Below are 19560 nucleotides of genomic sequence, written 5' to 3' on the forward strand. Positions count from 1 at the left end.
AAGAACATTTTTATAGAATATGAGGGTATAAGTCATTATGGAAAATAAAATTGATTCATCGTTTGAAAGAAGCCTGCTATTCAGAGTAGTTGCAATTATAGTGTGTATAATTATTGCTGGTATTTCATTTTTTGGACTTGCAAAAAGCTATTCATCGCCTGAGTCAAAAATAAACAAAGAAACTATAAAGTATCTCGATGAAAAGAAAACAACTGCGCTGGAGCTGAGCGCAAGTGCTACAGCAGTTTCAACACTTATTACATTAGCACCGGGAGACGACGGAACTCCTGTTGCAAATAAATTAATGGATCTGGCAGGATATTTTTTGATTGTTGTATCAGCAATATATCTTGAAAAATATCTGCTGACTATTTTGGGCGCGCTTACCTTCAAATGGCTTATTCCGGTATCAATGCTGGCATTGGCAGTATATTTTGGAAGTAAAAAGGAGTTCTTTTGGAAAATAGGTGTCAAAATATTCATTTTTGGACTGGCAATATATGCGGTTATTCCGGTAAGTGTGCATGTTTCAAAAATGATTTACAGTACATACCAGGAGTCAATTAATGCGACGATTGATGAAGCAAATGATTTAGCAGATGAATCAGAAGCATCAAAGGATGATGATAAGGATAGCAAGAAGAGTAAGGATACTGAAAGCAGCTTTATAGATAAGGCGAAGGATGCAGTAAACAGTGTGAAAAATACATTGTCAGTTACGGCAAATAGTGTAAAGAACATGGTCAACAAGTTCATTGATGGACTGGCAGTGCTTATAGTTACAACGTGTCTTATTCCTGTACTTGTGATAGTATTTTTTATCTGGCTGGTGAAGCTTGTATTGGGAAGTGCAATATCATCGCCGGGAGCTGTAGCGATGAGAGGCGGGAAGGATAACAAACATGATAATAGATAGAGAACGAGTAAAAAACACATTCGCAGAATACACATCAGGGTACAACGCCACAGACCCAAAGATTAAGCTCAAAATAGACCATACCTATAGGGTAGCGGAGCTTTGCGAGCTGATAGCAAGTGATTTAAAGCTTGATGAATATGAGACAGATGTGGCATGGCTCACAGGGATGCTGCATGATGTCGGAAGATTTGAACAGATTAAGCGTTATAACACATTTAACGATGCACAGTCTGTTGATCATGCAAATTTTGGAGCAGACCTGTTGTTTAAGGAAGGACTTATCGACACATATGTGGATGGATTTCATGATGATAAATACGGCACAATTGTTGAAAATGCAATAAGAAATCACAGCGCTTTCAGGATAGATGAGAGGCTCGATGATTATACGGTTATGTTTTGCAATATACTAAGGGATGCTGATAAGGTAGATATTTTCAGGGTAAATGTAGATACTCCGGCAGAGGATATATATAATGTGACGACGGAGGAACTGAGAAATTCGCAGGTAAGTCCTGAGGTTATGGCAGCCTTTGATGAGAGACATGCGGTACTTCGTTCCTGTAAAAAGACCGTGGTAGACCATGTGGCAGGGCACATTGCACTGACATTTGAGCTGGTTTATCCTATCAGCCTTCAGATAGCAAAGGAGCGAGGATATCTTGACAAAATGATGGCATTTGAGTCGGATAATGAGGTTACAGGAAAGCAGTTTGAAGAGATAAGAGCGAAGCTAAACGAATACGTTGAGTCAGTCAGACCATTATAGTGACTAATGTAGGAGCGCGTGGCTGCAAGGCAATCATATTGGATTCGGGTATGCCTAGAAAAGCTGCACATGCATTTTATGAGAGGTATGGATTTGAGAAAAGCTGTTATGGGTTTGAGTTGTTTTTGGAATAGCAGGTAGCTGAAATATAAAAATATAATGACAAGCTTACTTCTCTGTGCTACAATCAACTCAAAGCATTATATTTCTGTAAATACGACACCACAGCATATTTTTCCGGTGCGTATCACTTTGAAGAGGGCAGACCACTTCGCATTTTTCGACAAAGACATGGAAATTTTCAATGCTTTATGTTACCAGTTAATAGCAGGAAAATTGAAATGTCAGATGTGAAAACATTGCAAGAAAAGCGGGGTGCGGGGATTTTGCCGGCTTTTATATAAGTGATTATTGTACACATCATATACGTGGAAAGCATAAGTATACAGTATTTTTATTCGACTTCAAATTTCCTGCTCACACAAGAAGAGGAGGTTAATTTGGGTACAAAGGATTCGAAGGCAAAGGAGTATTTGTCGGACAATACGAGGTTTAGTGAAATCTGTAATTATGTATTGTTTGACGGAGAGAAGGTTATCAAACCGGAGAATTTAAAGGAATGTGACACCACAGAGGTGTTATCTGTTTTCGGTATTGATAAGAAGCAGATTGTTAAGCAGAAATGGAGAGATTTGCTAAAGGGGGTGTCTGTAAAATATACAGAATCAGTATACATCGTACTGATGGGGATAGAGGCACAGACAGATGTTCATTATTCGATGCCGGTTAAGACTATGATTTATGATGCCATGAATTATGGAGAACAGGTCAACGAGGCGAAGAAGCATCATCAGAAAAACAAAGATTATAAATCATCAGATGAGTTTTTATCAGGGTTTACACTTGAGGATAGGCTGACACCGGTGATTACAATTACATTATATCTTGGAACAAAAAACTGGGATGGTCCAAGAAGTCTTGTTGAGATGATGCCTCATATGGACGAGAGATTTCGACCATTTATCAACGATTACAGGATTAATCTGTTGAATCCACTGGAGATTACGGATTTTTCCAAGTTCAAAACAGGACTGAGACCACTGTTTGAAGTGCTAAAAAATGCTTCAGATGAGGGGAAGCTGAATGATTTAATTACAAAAGACGAAACCTTTACAAGGGTTGACGTTGAGACAATTGCGGCTATCAATTTATTTGTAGGAACTGACATTAAGTATGATGAAAAGGAAGAGGTGGTAAATATGTGTAAGGCATGGGATGATCATAAAAAGCTTGGCATTCAGGAGGGTATGAAGCAAGGAAGATGTCTTGAAGTATATTCGCTTGTTCAAGATGGTATATTAGACCCAGAGGTGGGCGCAAGGAGAGTGAGTATGTCATTAGATGACTTCGCAGACGCAATGAAAAAAGCAGGTTATAAAATTCCCGAATTGGTGTAGTATAATAGATTAAAAGTATAACAGAAATTGCCCCAGCAGATGTGTGTTGGGGCATGATTTTTATATGACAGGGAAAGTAGATGTATATTGTATCTGCATATTTTGCCATGCAGATGCTTAATAGATATTTGCAGAAATTTATTTTGAATATAAAAAGGAATAATTGATGAATTATATAGGTACACAGAATTTTGAAACAAAACGATGCATTTTACGAAGAATCAAACTATCCGATTATACTATGATGTATGAAAATTGGGCTAAGTATGATGAAGTTTGCAGATACTATCCATTTAATCCTGTTGATGATATAGAAATATATAGGGACAAGGTAAAACATTGGATATCTAATTATGAGTCGGGTTCATATTTTCATTGGGTAGTTGAGTGGAAAGAAACGGGAGAATTGATAGGAACAATTAATTTGGGAAATGTGGAAGAAACATGTCATATGTGTGATACATGCTATATGCTGTCTCCCGGATTTTGGAATAAAGGCATTATGACAGAAGTATTGGAGGCTGTCTTAGATTATGCCTTTGATAGAGTTGGATTTAACAGAGTTCAGGCAGAAGTATTCTATGGAAATGATGCTTCCTCTGCGGTATTAAAGAAATGCGGCATGGTGTTAGAAGGCATTGCCAGACAAAAATATTATAAAAATGGTGAGTATATCGATACTGCTTTATGGGCAATTATTGCAGGTGATAGGTTATATTGAGACAGGAACTGACATTAAGGATAAAAAGGAAAAGGTGCTAAATATGTGTAAGGCATGTAACAAGGTATGCAACATAGATAGCTTGGATTGATTTTTACACAAAAAATACAAAAAAATACAATTTATCCGGTTGACCGAATGATACTTTTGTCATATAATCTAATCAAAAATAGTAATAATTACTAATTTATGTAGAGATTATTAGCAGGAGGTACCTATCATGGACAAGAAGATTACAGACAGCATTATTTACATCGGTGTGGACGACAAGGACATTGATTTATTTGAGAGCCAGTATGTTGTTCCAAACGGTGTTTCATACAACTCATATGTGATTATGGATGACAAAATTGCAATCATGGATACAGCAGATGCAAGAGTTACGGATAAATGGTTTGCCAATTTGAGAGAGGCGCTCGGTGACAGAAAGCCGGATTATCTCGTTGTTTCCCATTTGGAGCCGGATCATGCTTCTAATATCCAGAAGGCAGCAGAGGCATATCCTGATATGCAGATTGTCGGTAATGCAAAGACCTTTAACATGATGGGACAGTTTTTCGATATAGATTTAACTGACAGAAAGGTTGTTGTCGCAGAGGGAGATAAGCTTTCTCTTGGAAAGCATGAGCTTACATTCGTTATGGCTCCTATGGTTCACTGGCCGGAGGTTATGATGGAGTACGAGTCAACAGACAAGGTACTTTTCTCGGCAGATGGCTTTGGCAAGTTTGGTGCACTCGACACTGATGAGGACTGGACATGTGAGGCAAGACGCTATTACTTTAATATTGTTGGAAAGTATGGTGCTCAGGTGCAGGCAGTTCTCAAAAAGGCAGCAGGGCTTGACATTGAAAAAATTTGTCCTCTTCACGGACCGATTCTCACAGAGAACCTTGGCTTCTACATTGACAAATACAATACATGGAGCAGCTATCAGCCAGAGGATGAGGGAATCCTTGTGGCATGTGCTTCTATTCACGGCAATACAAAGAAGGCAGCAGAGCTTTTAGCAGAAAAGCTCAAGGCTACAGGCGTAAAGGTTGCATTTACAGACCTTTGCAGGGATGATATGGCAGAGGCTGTTGAGGATGCATTCAGATACGACAGACTTGTGCTCTGTGCATGCACCTATGATGGAGGCATTTTCCCACCAATGGAGGATTTCTTACATCATCTCAAGGCAAAGACTTATCAGAATCGTAAGATTGCTTTCGTGGAAAACGGTTCATGGGCTCCTACAGCAGCACGTCAGATGAAGGCTATTGTTGAGGGCTTCAAGAATATTGAGTGTGTTGAGCCGGTTGTTACAATTAAATCTACTCTCAATGATGCATCTGAAAAGCAGATGGAGGAGCTTGTTGCAGCACTTACTAGATAGAATAATTCAGGTGGCATGGATTAGATAACATGAATTAGATGGCATAGCTTAGACGACATAGTTTAATACGGCATAGTATATATGGATCAATGAAGACCCGGGCGTTTGTCCGGGTTTTTATGTTAATGTAATTGTATAAAAGTATATATAAATGTGCTATCATACAATCAAAGAAAAAGCCATAATAGTAAAATGTCAAATGAGGTAAAATATATGCAGCAGCGAATTACCATAAATCTTAACACAGATAGCAAAACAGCCGGCAACACCACCATTCTTGAATACTGCCGCAGTCACGGTGTCACGGAAATAGAAGCTCCGTGCGGAGGAAAAGGCACCTGCGGCAAGTGCAAGGTGACGGTGACAAAACCATACTATAAGGAAGTGTTGGCATGTCAAACAAAGATTTGTGACGGCATGGAAATTATTGTTGGGAGAAAAGAAAGCACCGGAACCAAAGAAGACAGCATGGTTGTTCTGACAAATGAAGGAAGCATATCTGAAAAATTTAATGAGCATGTGAAAAGGAATGCTGTCTTAAAGGAAGAAACTGCAAATGAACCCGAAAAAGTCGAATCAAATGCCGGCACTCTGGCGGCCTGTGATATCGGAACCACAACAGTAGTCTGCTATCTGATTGATAAAGAGACCGGACAGATTATCTCAACCAGAAGCGGTGCCAATCCACAGCGCAGCTTTGGAGCAGATGTGCTTTCCAGAATTGATGCGGCAGCGAGGGCGGATGATAACGATAAAGCGAATGGCGGCCTGCAGATGATGCAGACACAGATAGTGTCCCTGCTGAACGGCTTCATATCAGATATGCTCATGGAATGTGGCAGAACTGAGGTCTGCCTGTTTTCAGTTGCCGGAAATACGGTTATGTGTCATCTGCTTATGGGAATTTCACCGGAAAAGCTTGGCAGGGCACCGTTTATGCCGGATGAATATTTTGGCAGAGCATTTAATCCTTTGGATATAGGACTTGAGAATTGTCAAACCATGATTATATTTCCTGCGGTATCAGGCTTTGTAGGCGGAGATATAACAGCAGGCATGATGGAAACAGTCAACTGCAGAAAGCTGACACTTTATCTGGATATCGGAACAAACGGCGAGATGGCGCTTGGAAAAGGCGACAGATATGTGTGCTGTGCCACAGCGGCAGGACCTGCTTTTGAGGGTGCGCAGATTGAGATGGGCATGCCGGCGTCAAGGGGAGCAGTGGATAAGGTATGGCTGGAAGGACGTAGAATTAGGTATTCGGTTATCGGAAATGACAGACCTGTTGGACTGTGCGGTTCAGGGCTCATCGATGCGCTTGCCATTCTTCTGAAAGCCGGAATCATAGATGAAAACGGCACGATTTTAAGCGGACAGGAGCTTCCTATACTGTTTAGGTCGTATGTGTTTGAGGTGGAAGCGGAGGATGCCGCACAGAGCACAGAGTCCTCTCTTGCTGTTCATATTGCACCGGGAGTCTACATTACGCAGGAGGATATCAGGAAGCTGCAGCTTGCGAAGGGCGCGATAGCGGCAGGAATTGATATTCTTTTTAAGGAATATGGCTGTAAGCCCTGTGATTTGGATATACTTACATTTGCAGGAGGCTTTGGAAACTATATTGACAAGGCAAGTGCGGCAGCAATCGGACTGTTTCCACCGGAGCTTTTGGACAGAGCTAAAGAAGTGGGAAATGCGGCAGGAAACGGAGCTGTTTCGGCAGCATTATCGCAGGAAGCCTGGGAAAGTGCGCTTGATATCAGCGGGAAAATGAGATATATCGAGCTGGCATCGTATCCGCATTTCGATGAAATATATGTGGAGCATATGAATTTTTAAATAATAGTGTAGCTATTCAAAAAGGAAAGGAGCTTCTATGAGTATATTTGACATAATAGGACCGGTGATGGTCGGTCCGTCAAGCTCTCACACTGCGGGAGCTGTAAGGATTGGATATATATGCTGCAAGCTGATGGATGAGCCTGTAAGGAGCGTGAAAATCGGGCTGTACGGCTCGTTTCTGGCGACAGGAAAGGGGCATGGCACTGACAGGGCGCTGGTTGCAGGGCTTTTGGGTATGAAGCCGGATGATGGCAGAATCCCAAAAAGCTTTGAGATTGCCGCCAAAAAGGGAATGCAGTTTGAATTTTACGAGGCGAAGCTCACCGGGGCAAACCCCAACACGGCAGTTTTAAATATGACAGGAGAAAGTGGCAGAGAGCTGGAGATTGTTGCAGAGTCGATAGGCGGAGGCAGGATTAAAATCAGAAAAATAGACGGTCTTGATGCCAACTTTTCAGGAGATTATCCTACACTCGTGGTTCACAACGTGGATGAACCGGGGCATATTGCGATGATGACGGAAATCCTTCGTGAGCAGAAGGTGAATATTGCAACCATGCAGCTTTACAGGGAGTGCCCCGGAGGGATGGCGGTTACGGTCATAGAGTGTGACCAGAAGATTCCGAAGGCTGCACTTACGGGGCTTGAACAGGCTCATGGCATCATAAAGGTTACGTATTGTGACTGTGGCGATTAAGGAGGACACGCAATGGCATTTTCTTCAATGGCAGATATAGAAAAATATATGAGTGAGCACAATTGCCATTTTTACGAGGCAATACTGCACGAGGAGGCGAGGGATTCGCTGACTGATGAGCAGAGTATCTTTGATAAAATGACGTCGATGTACAGAGTGATGAAGGCGGCTGACAGTGACTATGACGAGAAGCTTAAGTCGCACAGTGGCCTCTCCGGCGGCAATGGAGCCAAAATGCAAAAATATGCCGATGATTTTAGCCTTGACCGGAAAAATGGGGCACTGTGCGGTGAGTTTGGTTCACATGTCATGGCAACGGCGATCAAGATGGCGGAGAGCAATGCCTGCATGAAGAGGATAGTAGCTTCTCCTACGGCAGGCTCATGCGGCGTGGTTCCGGCAGTGCTCATTAACTATGAGAACTTTTACGAAAAAACAGATGATTTTATATCTGATAATGGTGGAAAAAGAACTGAAAAGCGCATGACAGAAGCACTCTTAGTTGCAGCAGGCATAGGCAATGTCATAGCGCAAAGAGCCAGTATTTCAGGTGCAGCCGGAGGCTGTCAGGCGGAGATAGGCACATCGAGTGCTATGGCGGCCGGAGCTTTGGCATATCTGCGCGGCGGTGATGAATATATTTCAGATGCCGCGGCGCTTGCACTTAAAAATATGCTTGGCCTTGCATGTGACCCGGTTGCAGGGCTTGTCGAGGTGCCCTGTGTCAAGAGAAATGCATCCGGAGCCATGAATGCGCTCTGTGCGGCAGATATGGCTCTTGCAGGCATAAAGAGCTTCATATCCGCGGATGAGGTATTTGATGCGATGAGGGAAATTGGAGAGCTCATGAGCAGGGAGCTCAAGGAAACCGGAAAGGGTGGACTGGCCGTCACACCGACAGCATGCCGCCTGAAGCTGTAAAATAATTGAAAAATATATATTTTTACTTTATTGTTGAAGAAAATTGTCATATAATGACTTCGGGTGAGATTATATTTTATAAAGAAAAGCTGATAGGGTGATCAGCATCAGGAGGAATATCAATGCGTAAAACAAAAATTATCTGTACTATTGGACCGGCCAGTGAACATGAGGATGTCCTCACCAGGATGATAAAGGCAGGTATGGATGTTGCCAGATTGAACTTTTCTCATGGCTCACATGAGGAGCATCAGGGCAAAATAGATTTAATCAAGAAGGTAAGACAGAAGCTTCATCTGCCAATAGCAATCATGCTTGACACAAAGGGACCTGAGTATCGTATCAAGACCTTTGAGAATGGCAAAATAGAGCTCAAGGATGGAGATACCTTCACACTTACCACTGATGATATCGTAGGAAATCAGGAGCGAGTATCAGTAAACTACGAGAATCTGATCAAGGATTTAAAGGTTGGTGACCGCGTGCTTGTTGCGAACGGTATTATCATTCTGCAGGTCAGAGAGCTTAAAGGAAACAATGCAATCTGTGATGTTATCGCAGGTGGTACACTTTCTGACAGAAAGAGCATGAACTTCCCGAACAAGGTCATGAAGCATGCATATTTAAGTGAGCAGGACAAGGATGATCTGCTTTTTGGTATAAAAAACGAGGTGGATTATGTTGCCGCATCATTTGTTTCTACAAAGCAGGATGTAGCGGATCTTAGAAGCTTTTTGGATGAAAACGGTGGGGAGGACATCGAAATCATCGCAAAGATTGAGAACCGCTCAGGTGTAGATCATGTGGAGGAAATCTGCGAGATAGCAAACGGAATCATGATAGCCAGAGGTGATCTCGGTGTTGAGATTCCGGGAGTTGAGGTACCGGCAATACAGAAGTACCTTATCAACAAGTGCCGTATGCTTGGTACACGCGTAATCACAGCGACAGAGATGCTTGAGTCCATGATTCACAATCCGCGTCCTACAAGAGCAGAGCTTTCGGATGTAGCCAATGCGGTATACGACGGCTCATCGGCTATCATGCTTTCGGGAGAGTCTGCAGCAGGTAAATACCCTGTAGAGGCTGTCAAAAATATGGCAGAGACAGCAGAGTATACAGAAAAGCAGATAAACTACGGCAAGAGATTTGCCAATGCCGAATTCCAGACAAAAAGCATAGTTGACGCCATTTCACACGCTACATGCGCTATGGCGATAGATGTAGATGCAAAATGTATCGTTGTCAGCTCTCTGACAGGCCGCACAGTGCGCATGGTCAGCCGTTTCCGCTGCCCTGTTGATATAATAGGTATGACAACCTCTGAAAAGGCATGGCGCAAGCTGAACCTGAGCTGGGGTGTAAAGCCGGTTCTGTGCGAGGAATACAACTCAATGGAGGTTATGTTCTACAATGCGATGAACGAGGCAAAGAGTGTCATGAAGCTCAAAAAGGGTGATCATATAGTGCTCACAGGAGGTCTTATCAACGGTAAGACAGGCAACACAAATGTGATCAAGGTTGAGACAGTTTAGTGCATTTGTACTATTGATTAAATGATATTTTTGTCATATAATCCTTAACGGTTAATAAAAATAATAAATTTAACATAAACAATTTCGAGATGAAGTTTGCAGGAAAACGGCAGCGATTTTACATTATCAAAGCCTACCGAAGGAGTAAAACTCTCAGGTGCCGCAGCAGGCGGTGCAACTGTAAATGGATCGACTCTCTGGAGACACCCGCTTGGCGGGGGCCGAAGGTGCAACGTACGAATAGGAAGCAGTATATTATGGCACATGCTGCTTCTCGTACGAATCTCTCAGGCAACAGGACGGAGAAGATATTGGACAGATATTCTTAAGATAATCTTCTTAATCCCATGTATCAGACTGTATATATGCAGCGTATATGGGGTTTTTTATTTCAATTCACGTAATTGCTACAAAGCCTGCTTTTTCAATTGTTTCCGGATGAATTATTTATATCATTAGTATTTGCTCAAAACACAAAGACCTTGTGTTTAGATAAAAAAGAGAGGCAGGAGTATTTCAATGTGGAACACAATCAACAATTTCCTTAGTGCAGTGGACAATTTCGTCTGGGGAGTGCCGCTCATGGTGCTCATCATGGCAGGAGGTATACTGCTCACAGTGCGTCTGGGGCTTCTTCAGATAAGAAAGCTTCCTCTGGCACTTAAGTGGATGGTCAAAAATGAAGAGGGCGGCGATGGCGAGATTACGAGCTTTGGCGCACTTTGTACTGCGCTTAGCGCAACAATCGGAACCGGTAATATAGTCGGTGTGGCAACAGCGGTCGGTGCAGGAGGACCGGGAGCGCTTTTCTGGATGGTGCTTGCAGCCTTTTTTGGCATGGCAACAAAGTATTCAGAGGGACTTTTGGCTGTAAAATACCGTGTCATTGGTAAGGACGGACACAGTCTTGGCGGACCGTTCTATTACATAGAGCAGGGAATGGGTATAAAATGGAAATGGCTTGCAAAGATATTTGCATTTTTCGGCGTATGCGTTGGCCTTTTTGGAATAGGAACCTTCAGTCAGGTAAACGGAATATCAAGCGCAGTAAACAATTTCTTTGATCCAAACAACCAGCATACAGTAAAGGTTTTACCATTCCTGGGTGAGTATTCATGGTCAGTTATCATTGCTTCACTTGTACTGGCATTCTGCGTGGCAGCAGTGCTTATCGGCGGAGTAAAGCGTATTGCAAGTGTCAGCCAGGTAATAGTTCCTTTTATGGCTGTTATTTATATAGTATTTGTGCTCGTGCTTGTGGTATGCAATATCACAGCGGTTCCGGCAGCGTTTGCTACAATAGTAAAGGCAGCGTTTTCACCGAAGGCCATAACAGGCGGTGCCGTGGGAAGCTTTCTTGTTGCAATGCAAAAGGGTGTTGCCAGAGGAATCTTTTCAAACGAGGCAGGACTTGGTAGTGCCCCGATTGCAGCGGCAGCAGCCCAGACAAAGGAGCCTGTACGTCAGGGACTTGTCAGCATGACAGGAACCTTCATTGATACAATAGTTATATGTACACTTACAGGACTTTCCATCGTGCTCACAGGCGCATGGCAGGTTGACGGACTCGAGGGCGTGCAGGTTACTACATATGCATTCCAGAATGGTCTTCCTTTCCCGAAAGAACTATCAGCATTTGTACTTATGCTGTGTCTTGTATTTTTTGCCTTTACAACTATACTCGGTTGGGATTATTATAGTGAGCGGTGCTTAGAATATTTGAGCGGCGGCAGGATGAAATATGTAAAGGTTTATCGTTGGATATATATCCTTGCTGTTTTCATCGGACCTTATATGACGGTAAGTGCGGTGTGGACCATCGCTGATATCTTCAACGGTCTCATGGCTCTGCCAAATATGATAGCGCTGTTTGCTCTTAGCAGTGTTGTTGTTAAGGAGACAAAGCATTTCTTCGAGCGACACAAAAATGGAGAAATCGAGGATTAATTATGTTTTATATTTTGCGACATGGAAGAACAGATTGGAATGAGGAGCACAGACTGCAGGGTGAGGTGGATATCCCACTCAATGAAACCGGCAGGCAGATGGCTTACGATGCCGCAGAAAAATATAAGGATATAGACTTTGACATATGCTACTGCTCCCCTCTTAAGAGAGCTCAGGAGACGGCAAGGATTTTTCTTGCAGACAGAAACCCGGCAGTAGAGATTATCACTGACAACAGGCTTCACGAGATGAGCTTCGGTGATTATGAGGGAGTAAAGAACATCAGGCAAAAGCCCGAATGCCCTGTCTACCTGCTCTTTGAGGAGCCGGAAAAATATGTGGCAAAGGACGGCGCAGAGAGCTTTGAGGAGCTGTATCACAGAACAGGAGAATTTATTGAGCAGGTGCTAAGGCCACAGCTTGCGGCAGGAAAAAATGTGCTTGTCGTGGGACACGGGGCCATGAACTGCAGCATAGTCAATCAGTTTCGCGGCACACCTATAAAGGATTTCTGGAAGGATATGCAGGGGAACTGCGAGCTGCTTAGGGTTGAATAAATTTAGATTATAATAAATGGGGCATACCGGTTGTGGTGTGCCCTGTTGCTGTCAGAAACTAATTTTAATAACATTTATTTATAAGTAAATGAATATTATATTATAAGTAATACTAAATTGACCGTATAGCTTTATGCTCGTAAAATAATTTTGTAAAATTTTTATTAAATAAGAGTATAAATATTTGGAGGAACCAATGAAAAAGACAACAAACTCTTCACCTTACCAGTTTGAGGGCAGAATACCTCTGTCTCAGGCTATTCCGCTTGGACTGCAGCATGTTATGGCTATGTTCATCGGAAACCTTACACCTCTTATCATTGTTATGGGAGCGTGCGGACTCACAGCGGACGCAGGCTTTGCGGAGCTTAGAACAGCTCTCTTACAGAATGCAATGATTATCGCAGGTATTGTTACGTTAGTACAGATGTTTTCCATCGGACCGGTCGGCGGAAAGGTACCTATCGTTATGGGAACCTCTTCGGGCTTTCTTGGAGTATTAAATAATACAGTTGCAGCGTGTGGCGGCGGAGTTATAGCATATGGAGCTATTATGGGAGCCTGCCTTGTGGGAGGTATCTTCGAGGGTATACTCGGAGCCTTCTTAAAGCCTTTACGTAAGTTTTTCCCGGCAATCGTTACAGGCTCGGTTGTTATAGCAATCGGACTTTCACTCCTTGGAGTGGGAATCAACTATTTCTGCGGTGGAACAGGGAAAAATGATTACGGCTCACTGCCAAACCTTTTCCTTGGAATGGTTGTACTTATAGTAATCGTGCTTCTCAAGCATTTTGCACCATCACGCAGTATTTTTTCATCATCTGCCATCCTTTTTGGTATTCTGGCAGGATATGTTGTAGCAATCATTATGACACTTACCATGTCGCACACTGGTGTGACCGCTGACGGTGTCAAGTACACATACTCATGGGTTGTAAACTTTGACGAGGTTAAAAATGCTGCATGGATAGCAGTTCCAAGCTTTATAGGCTTTGGAAAGCTTTCAGATGTGGGAATCTCCTTCCATGCCAATGCAATCATCCCAATCGGTATCATGTTTATCGTTACTGCAATCGAGACTGTTGGCGATATCTCAGCCTGCGTGGAGGGTGGAATGGACAGAGAGGCTACAGATTCAGAGCTTTCAGGCGGTGTTATCTGTGATGGTCTTGGTTCATCCTTTGCAGCGCTTTTCGGAGTACTGCCAAATACCTCATTCTCACAGAATGTAGGTCTTGTTTCAATGACAAAGGTTGTCAATAGATTTGCTATTTCAATGGGAGCTATATTCCTTATTATTTGTGGCTTCTGCCCAAAGATTGGAGCTCTCATGTCAATAATGCCTCAGTCGGTGCTCGGCGGAGCTGCGGTTATGATGTTTGCCTCTATCCTGATTTCGGGAATTGAGCTCATCACAAAGGAGCCAATCGGCAGCCGTGAGATTACAATTATCTCAGTTGCAATCGGTTTAGGCTACGGACTTGGCGCTACAACCGGTGCTACATCGCATCTGCCATACTATGTACAGCTTATATTCGGCGGTTCAGGTATCGTACCTTGCTCGCTTTGCGCTATTCTTCTCAATATTATTTTGCCGAAGAAATCAAAGAGCGCACCATATATGTGGGATATGGAAGAGAAAGATGATGTGAAGCGTGTGGATGACTAACACGTAGGATTTTGAAGCCGTCCGGTGCATTAAGTACACCGGCGGCTTTATTGCTTGTGGAAAAGTATGGAAATATATGGAAAAAGTGATTTCAATAGTGGGCGCAGGTGGCAAGACCACACTCGTCCATAAGCTTGCAAGGGAATATCACAGGAGAGGAAAAGGTGTGCTTGTCACAACGACAACGCACATGTATGTCGAAGCTGACACTGACCTATCCTGCGATTTTTTTGCGTTAAGGGATAAAATAATAAAAGATGGATATTGCATGGCGGGGCAGAAAATATCAGGGCAGAACATATCAGAACAGTCAAAGCCAAAGATGTGTGGATTGCCGTATGATTTGCTTGATAAACTGATTAAAGACATGCCACAGGAGCTGGATTATGTTATAATCGAAGCAGATGGGGCAAAGCACCATTCCCTCAAATATCCGGCAGCGGATGAGCCTGTCATATATCCGGGTACCACAGATGTTATCATAGTGCTTGGCACATGGGAAAAGGGCAGGCTGTGTAAGGATGTTGTGTTCAGATATGAGCTTATGCAAAAGGAGCTTGGAACGGCGGAGGATGCAGTGGTTGATGATTCGGTTATAGACACGCTGCGTCAGGTCTATGTCAGAAAGCTTCGCGATAGCGGGTTTGAAGGACGAGTATCGTGCGTTTTTTCGAATGTGCGTGGTGATTTTGAATAGTTACAAGCATGGAAAGAATAAGGTGACAGGGTAATTAATTATATGAGCGTGAATCAGAGCAATAATCAGATAATAAAGAATAATTTGTTAATCATATGCCGAGGTGCGGGAGACCTTGCGACCGGCATCATCCACAGACTGCACCGTGCAGGGCATCGGGTGATAGCGCTTGAGACAGACTATCCGGCTGCCATACGGCGCCAGGTGTCCTTTTGTGAGGCGGTGTATGATGGGAGCGCAGCTGTAGAGGGTGTGACAGCCAGACTTGTTCCTGCCTTGACTGATGTAGAGACTTATACAGAGATAGATGCAGAAATTGATGCAGAGATTGATACAGAGACATATTCAGGGATAAATGACACATCGGCAGCTCATATTGCATCAGAAAAGTGGAGCCGCTCGGATATCGAAGCTGTGCTTGAGGCCGGAGAGGTTCCGCTTCTTATAGACCCCGAAGGAGAGTCAATTGCACATTTAAAGCCGGATGTTGTGGTAGATGCCATAATAGCAAAGAAAAATCTGGGTACCACAATCGATATGGCACCGCTTGTGATAGGAGTAGGCCCGGGCTTTACGGCAGGGCATGACGTGCATCTGGTGATTGAGTCCATGCGTGGGCACAATCTGGCGCGCATCATCACCGATGGCATGGCACAGCCAAACACAGGTGTTCCGGGAAATATCGCCGGCTTCACAAGTGAGCGTGTGATTCACGCTCCGGCAGCAGGCTATATTCATGATGTCAGAAAAATCGGAGACATTGTGCAAAAGGGTGATGAGATAGCGAGGATATATCCGGATAAAGGAAGCTTTGACAATGAATTGTCTGAATATGTCCCGGTAAATGCTACAATTACAGGTATCATACGAGGTCTTATCCGTGAGGGGTATTATTTTAAGGAAGGCTTCAAAATAGCAGATATCGACCCGCGCGAGAGCGAGCTAACAAACTGCTTTACAATATCTGACAAGGCAAGGAGTATAGCAGGCAGTGTGCTTGAGGCGGTATCAGCATTTGAGCACGGCGTGAAGCTTTATTAAATAATAAATGAGGGTAATTATTAAGGTGTTTTCAGATAGTTACAGTGAGGAAATCTAGATTGACGCAGGTAAACGAATTAGAAATCAATAATCAGGAACAAAATACAGAAAAGCTCACACACTTTAATGAGGCCGGGGAGGCTCACATGGTGGATGTGCACGCAAAGGAGGACACCTACCGCGTGGCGAAGGCCTGCGGCACGATAAAGGTAAATGACGCTGTATACAGGGCAGTATCTACGGGCACAGCTAAAAAGGGTGATGTGCTTGGAGTGGCGAGAATTGCAGGAATCATGGGAGCAAAGAACAATTCCATGCTTATTCCGCTCTGCCATCCCATTGCCATGACAAAGTGTGATGTTGAGTTTGAGCTGGATGAAAAAACAAGCAGTATCACGGCACTTTGCACGACAGCCTGTGTGGGCAAAACAGGTGTAGAGATGGAGGCCATGACAGGCGTCAGTGTGGCGCTCCTTACCATATATGATATGTGTAAGGCACTGGACCGTGGCATGGAGATCGGGCAGATACATCTGCTTGAAAAATCCGGCGGCAAGAGCGGGCATTACGTTACTGATCACACCTAACAGTGTGACCGGAGGCGATTACAGCCCATTTAAAATGCTGAATAGGTAAATACACAATTGATCAAGGGTAACAGGGTGATGTAATGTATACTGTAGGGATTATAACGATAAGCGATAAAGGCGCAGCAGGCCGGCGCGAGGATAAAAGCGGCCCGAAAATAAGACAGCTACTTCCCAAAGATAAGTATGAGGTGGTTTCATATAAAATCATACCGGATGAGAGAGCACAGATAGCAGACGAGCTTGTAAGGCTGTGTGATAATGTGAAATGCAATCTGGTGCTTACAACCGGCGGCACCGGTTTTTCACCGAGAGATATCACACCGGAAGCTACAATGGATGTTGCAGAGCGCAATGCACCGGGGATCGCCGAGGCACTGAGAGCGTACAGCATGAGTCTTACACCGCGTGCCATGCTTGGCAGAGGCGTTTCCGTCATCAGGAAAAACACTTTAATAGTCAATCTGCCCGGCAGTGTGAAGGCAGTATCGGAGAGTATGGATTTTCTGATGGGAAATATAGAGCATGGGCTTGATATTTTACTGCAGTACGACAGTGAGTGCGGCCGGTGACGAAAAATGCACGTGGTGTGGTTTAGGAATAGTTACTATTTATAAAAAATTGGAGTGTGGGATTATATGAAGCTTATGAAGACAACTGAGGCAGTCGGACAGGTGCTCTGCCACGATATCACACAGATTATTCCCGGCGTGAAAAAGGATGCGGTTTTTCGCAAGGGGCATATCATAACAAAAGAGGACATACCGGTGCTGCTTAGCGTTGGAAAAGACACCATATATATATGGGAAAATGATGAGACCATGATGCACGAGAATGAGGCAGCGCAGGTGCTTTATAGCATGTGCGCATGCGGCACCGCAAGTAAAATGCATCCGTCCTCTGTAAAGGAAGGCAAGATTGAGGTAATCGCAGACTGTGACGGACTGCTTAAGGTGGACAGCGAAAAGCTGAAAAAGGTCAACTCCTTTGGTGAAATGATGATAGCAACGAGGCACGGCAATACCACTGTGAAAAAGGGTGATAAGCTCGCCGGAACAAGAATCATACCGCTTGTTATAAAAAAGGATAAGCTAGAGGCGGCCTCGCACATATGCGATGACGGACCGATTCTTGACATAAAGCCGTTTGTGGTCAGAAAAGCAGCAATAATCACAACCGGAAACGAAGTGTACCATGGCAGGATACAGGATGCGTTTACTCCTGTTATCGAGAAAAAAATAGCAGAGTTTGGTGCACAGATGATGTTTCATGAGGTGTTTGATGATGATGACAAAAAAATCACAGACGGATGCTTACGCGCAATAGAAGCCGGAGCGGAAATTGTCTTCTGCACAGGAGGAATGAGCGTGGATCCTGATGACAAAACACCGCTTGCCATCAAAAATACAGGCGCACGGATTGTGTCATACGGCTCTCCGGTGCTGCCGGGAGCTATGTTTTTGCTGTCGTACTATGATGCAGGCGACAGGCTTGTGCCGATATGCGGACTGCCGGGCTGCGCCATGTACAATAAGCGGACAATATTTGATATTGTGTTGCCTAGGCTTATGGCACGTGATATGATTTTAGCAGATGAGCTTGCCGGACTTGGAGAAGGCGGACTCTGCCTGAATTGTGATGTCTGCACGTTTCCTAACTGCGGTTTTGGAAAGGGCTTTTAATATGCGCGATGGATTTGGCAGAGAGATTGACTATATGCGCATATCGGTGATAGATAGCTGTAATTTAAACTGCTATTACTGTAATCCTTGTAACAATAATGAGCACTGTCATGCGGTAAATATGCTTAGCGTAAAAAAGGTGCTTTGCATAGTCCGCGCAGCCACAAGGGTTGGAATCACGCATTTTCGTCTGACGGGAGGCGAGCCACTTTTGCATCCGCAGCTTGATGAAATGGTCTCACAAATCAAAAAGCTGCCTGGTGTCAGCAGCGTATCGCTCACTACAAACGCAGTACTGCTTGCGCAGCGCACAAAGCGGCTTAAGGAAGCCGGCATAGACAGCATAAATGTGAGTCTGGACACGATAGATGCGTCAGAATATGAATGCATCACACAAAAACCGCTGCTTAAGGAAGTGGAGGATGGAATCGAAGCCGCCATAGAGTGTGGAATAGGAGTGAAAATCAATGCGGTGCTCACACCGCAGACTGATGTGGTGGCTCTCACACGATATGCCGCAAAAAAAGGCACAGATATCCGCTTTATAGAGATGATGCCGGTAGGCGAAGGACATACCAACGGAGTCGAGCCGTATGAGAAGGTGATTGGCACACTTTCAGAAGTGTATGGAGAGCCTTGCTGTGTTAATACTGAAAATAGAAAAGAAATTAAATTAGAACACAAGAATCCGGATAACGGTCCTGCAGAGTATTACATTTTCCCGGGACTTGGTATCAGAGTAGGGCTGATTCAGGCAATCCATGGGAAGTTCTGCGACAGCTGCAATCGCATACGTGTTACGGCTGACGGCAGGCTTATGCCATGCCTGGGAAGCAGTGTGACGATGGATTTGCTGCCTGACTCATGTGATTTAACAGATGATTTAACAGATGATCTGGAAAAAGATTCTGTGATAGCTCAGGCACTAAAGGCTGCCATAAAGGCAAAGCCAAAATGTCATAATTTTAGTGATGAAGAGGTGCTGCAGCCGGAGTCAGTGATGTATAATACAAACAAAAATAATGAATCAGAAAATGCAGTTACATATAAGAAAACGACAGAGATAAAGACTACCGAAATAAAAGCTGCGGATGTAAATGCAGCAAGAAATATGAGCCGGATAGGAGGCTGATAGAAA

Annotated in this window: 18 protein-coding genes and 1 riboswitch; all 18 genes read left to right on the plus strand. The window is 43.8% G+C overall.

Annotation, left to right across the window (positions count from 1 at the left end; all coding sequences use genetic code 11):
- Positions 1–37: 37 nt before the first annotated feature.
- The 18 genes from ACW6PM_RS00715 to ACW6PM_RS00800 all read left to right on the plus strand — a co-directional run bounded on the left by ACW6PM_RS00715 (position 38) and on the right by ACW6PM_RS00800 (position 19554).
- Positions 38–916: a hypothetical protein gene (locus tag ACW6PM_RS00715; protein WP_456055865.1), complete on the plus strand. Its 879-nt coding sequence runs from the start codon at positions 38–40 to the stop codon at positions 914–916.
- A complete protein-coding gene (locus tag ACW6PM_RS00720; protein WP_456055866.1) occupies positions 903–1688 on the plus strand; it encodes an HD domain-containing protein in 786 nt (261 codons plus the stop codon). Before ACW6PM_RS00715 ends, ACW6PM_RS00720 begins: the two co-directional genes overlap by 14 nt.
- 500 nt (positions 1689–2188) lie before the next feature.
- Positions 2189–3145 carry a transposase gene (locus tag ACW6PM_RS00725; protein ID WP_456055867.1) on the plus strand — a complete coding sequence of 319 codons (957 nt, stop codon included), beginning with the start codon at positions 2189–2191 and terminating at the stop codon, positions 3143–3145.
- Between the two features lie 166 nt (positions 3146–3311).
- Entirely contained in the window at positions 3312–3866 is a 555-nt protein-coding gene (locus ACW6PM_RS00730; RefSeq protein ID WP_456055868.1) for a GNAT family N-acetyltransferase, read from the plus strand.
- A gap of 220 nt (positions 3867–4086) precedes the next feature.
- Positions 4087–5244 (plus strand): FprA family A-type flavoprotein, encoded by a 1158-nt coding sequence (locus tag ACW6PM_RS00735; protein WP_456055869.1) that lies wholly within the window; start codon positions 4087–4089, stop codon positions 5242–5244.
- Positions 5245–5457: 213 nt separating this feature from the next.
- Positions 5458–7086, plus strand: coding sequence for an ASKHA domain-containing protein (locus ACW6PM_RS00740; RefSeq protein WP_456055870.1), 1629 nt, complete (start codon positions 5458–5460; stop codon positions 7084–7086).
- A gap of 37 nt (positions 7087–7123) precedes the next feature.
- On the plus strand, positions 7124–7786 hold the full coding sequence (gene sdaAB, locus ACW6PM_RS00745) for an L-serine ammonia-lyase, iron-sulfur-dependent subunit beta (protein ID WP_456055871.1): 663 nt from the start codon (positions 7124–7126) through the stop codon (positions 7784–7786).
- Positions 7787–7798: 12 nt separating this feature from the next.
- Positions 7799–8707, plus strand: a complete 909-nt coding sequence (gene sdaAA, locus ACW6PM_RS00750) for an L-serine ammonia-lyase, iron-sulfur-dependent, subunit alpha (RefSeq protein WP_456055872.1) — start codon at positions 7799–7801, stop codon at positions 8705–8707.
- Positions 8708–8829: 122 nt separating this feature from the next.
- Positions 8830–10242 carry a pyruvate kinase gene (pyk, locus tag ACW6PM_RS00755; protein ID WP_308651049.1) on the plus strand — a complete coding sequence of 471 codons (1413 nt, stop codon included), beginning with the start codon at positions 8830–8832 and terminating at the stop codon, positions 10240–10242.
- Between the two features lie 187 nt (positions 10243–10429).
- A riboswitch (glycine riboswitch) is annotated at positions 10430–10555 on the plus strand.
- 206 nt (positions 10556–10761) lie between these two features.
- Entirely contained in the window at positions 10762–12189 is a 1428-nt protein-coding gene (locus ACW6PM_RS00760) for an alanine/glycine:cation symporter family protein (protein ID WP_456055873.1), read from the plus strand.
- Positions 12190–12191: 2 nt separating this feature from the next.
- Positions 12192–12746, plus strand: coding sequence for a histidine phosphatase family protein (locus ACW6PM_RS00765; protein ID WP_456055874.1), 555 nt, complete (start codon positions 12192–12194; stop codon positions 12744–12746).
- Positions 12747–12942: 196 nt separating this feature from the next.
- Positions 12943–14415, plus strand: coding sequence for a uracil-xanthine permease family protein (locus tag ACW6PM_RS00770; RefSeq protein ID WP_330023218.1), 1473 nt, complete (start codon positions 12943–12945; stop codon positions 14413–14415).
- Between the two features lie 76 nt (positions 14416–14491).
- Positions 14492–15112: a selenium cofactor biosynthesis protein YqeC gene (gene yqeC / locus ACW6PM_RS00775; protein ID WP_456055875.1), complete on the plus strand. Its 621-nt coding sequence runs from the start codon at positions 14492–14494 to the stop codon at positions 15110–15112.
- A 42-nt stretch (positions 15113–15154) separates the two neighbouring features.
- Positions 15155–16153, plus strand: a complete 999-nt coding sequence (yqeB, locus tag ACW6PM_RS00780) for a selenium-dependent molybdenum cofactor biosynthesis protein YqeB (RefSeq protein WP_456055876.1) — start codon at positions 15155–15157, stop codon at positions 16151–16153.
- A gap of 146 nt (positions 16154–16299) precedes the next feature.
- Positions 16300–16740, plus strand: a complete 441-nt coding sequence (gene moaC, locus ACW6PM_RS00785) for a cyclic pyranopterin monophosphate synthase MoaC (protein ID WP_456056078.1) — start codon at positions 16300–16302, stop codon at positions 16738–16740.
- An 83-nt stretch (positions 16741–16823) separates the two neighbouring features.
- Complete coding sequence (locus ACW6PM_RS00790; protein ID WP_456055877.1) at positions 16824–17312, plus strand: MogA/MoaB family molybdenum cofactor biosynthesis protein; 489 nt, start codon at positions 16824–16826, stop codon at positions 17310–17312.
- 66 nt (positions 17313–17378) lie between these two features.
- Positions 17379–18422 (plus strand): molybdopterin-binding protein, encoded by a 1044-nt coding sequence (locus ACW6PM_RS00795; protein WP_456055878.1) that lies wholly within the window; start codon positions 17379–17381, stop codon positions 18420–18422.
- A gap of 1 nt (position 18423) precedes the next feature.
- Complete coding sequence (locus tag ACW6PM_RS00800; RefSeq protein ID WP_456055879.1) at positions 18424–19554, plus strand: GTP 3',8-cyclase MoaA; 1131 nt, start codon at positions 18424–18426, stop codon at positions 19552–19554.
- Positions 19555–19560 lie beyond the last annotated feature (6 nt).

The organism is Agathobacter sp. (genome assembly GCF_977054825.1).

Coding starts and splice junctions, on each gene's coding strand:
- ACW6PM_RS00715 (WP_456055865.1), top strand. CDS start 38: ATGGAAAATAAAATTGATTCATCGTTTGAAAGAAGCCTGCTATTCAGA.
- ACW6PM_RS00720 (WP_456055866.1), top strand. CDS start 903: ATGATAATAGATAGAGAACGAGTAAAAAACACATTCGCAGAATACACA.
- ACW6PM_RS00730 (WP_456055868.1), top strand. CDS start 3,312: ATGAATTATATAGGTACACAGAATTTTGAAACAAAACGATGCATTTTA.
- ACW6PM_RS00735 (WP_456055869.1), top strand. CDS start 4,087: ATGGACAAGAAGATTACAGACAGCATTATTTACATCGGTGTGGACGAC.
- ACW6PM_RS00740 (WP_456055870.1), top strand. CDS start 5,458: ATGCAGCAGCGAATTACCATAAATCTTAACACAGATAGCAAAACAGCC.
- sdaAB (WP_456055871.1), top strand. CDS start 7,124: ATGAGTATATTTGACATAATAGGACCGGTGATGGTCGGTCCGTCAAGC.
- sdaAA (WP_456055872.1), top strand. CDS start 7,799: ATGGCATTTTCTTCAATGGCAGATATAGAAAAATATATGAGTGAGCAC.
- pyk (WP_308651049.1), top strand. CDS start 8,830: ATGCGTAAAACAAAAATTATCTGTACTATTGGACCGGCCAGTGAACAT.
- ACW6PM_RS00760 (WP_456055873.1), top strand. CDS start 10,762: ATGTGGAACACAATCAACAATTTCCTTAGTGCAGTGGACAATTTCGTC.
- ACW6PM_RS00765 (WP_456055874.1), top strand. CDS start 12,192: ATGTTTTATATTTTGCGACATGGAAGAACAGATTGGAATGAGGAGCAC.
- ACW6PM_RS00770 (WP_330023218.1), top strand. CDS start 12,943: ATGAAAAAGACAACAAACTCTTCACCTTACCAGTTTGAGGGCAGAATA.
- yqeC (WP_456055875.1), top strand. CDS start 14,492: ATGGAAAAAGTGATTTCAATAGTGGGCGCAGGTGGCAAGACCACACTC.
- yqeB (WP_456055876.1), top strand. CDS start 15,155: ATGAGCGTGAATCAGAGCAATAATCAGATAATAAAGAATAATTTGTTA.
- moaC (WP_456056078.1), top strand. CDS start 16,300: ATGGTGGATGTGCACGCAAAGGAGGACACCTACCGCGTGGCGAAGGCC.
- ACW6PM_RS00790 (WP_456055877.1), top strand. CDS start 16,824: ATGTATACTGTAGGGATTATAACGATAAGCGATAAAGGCGCAGCAGGC.
- ACW6PM_RS00795 (WP_456055878.1), top strand. CDS start 17,379: ATGAAGCTTATGAAGACAACTGAGGCAGTCGGACAGGTGCTCTGCCAC.
- ACW6PM_RS00800 (WP_456055879.1), top strand. CDS start 18,424: ATGCGCGATGGATTTGGCAGAGAGATTGACTATATGCGCATATCGGTG.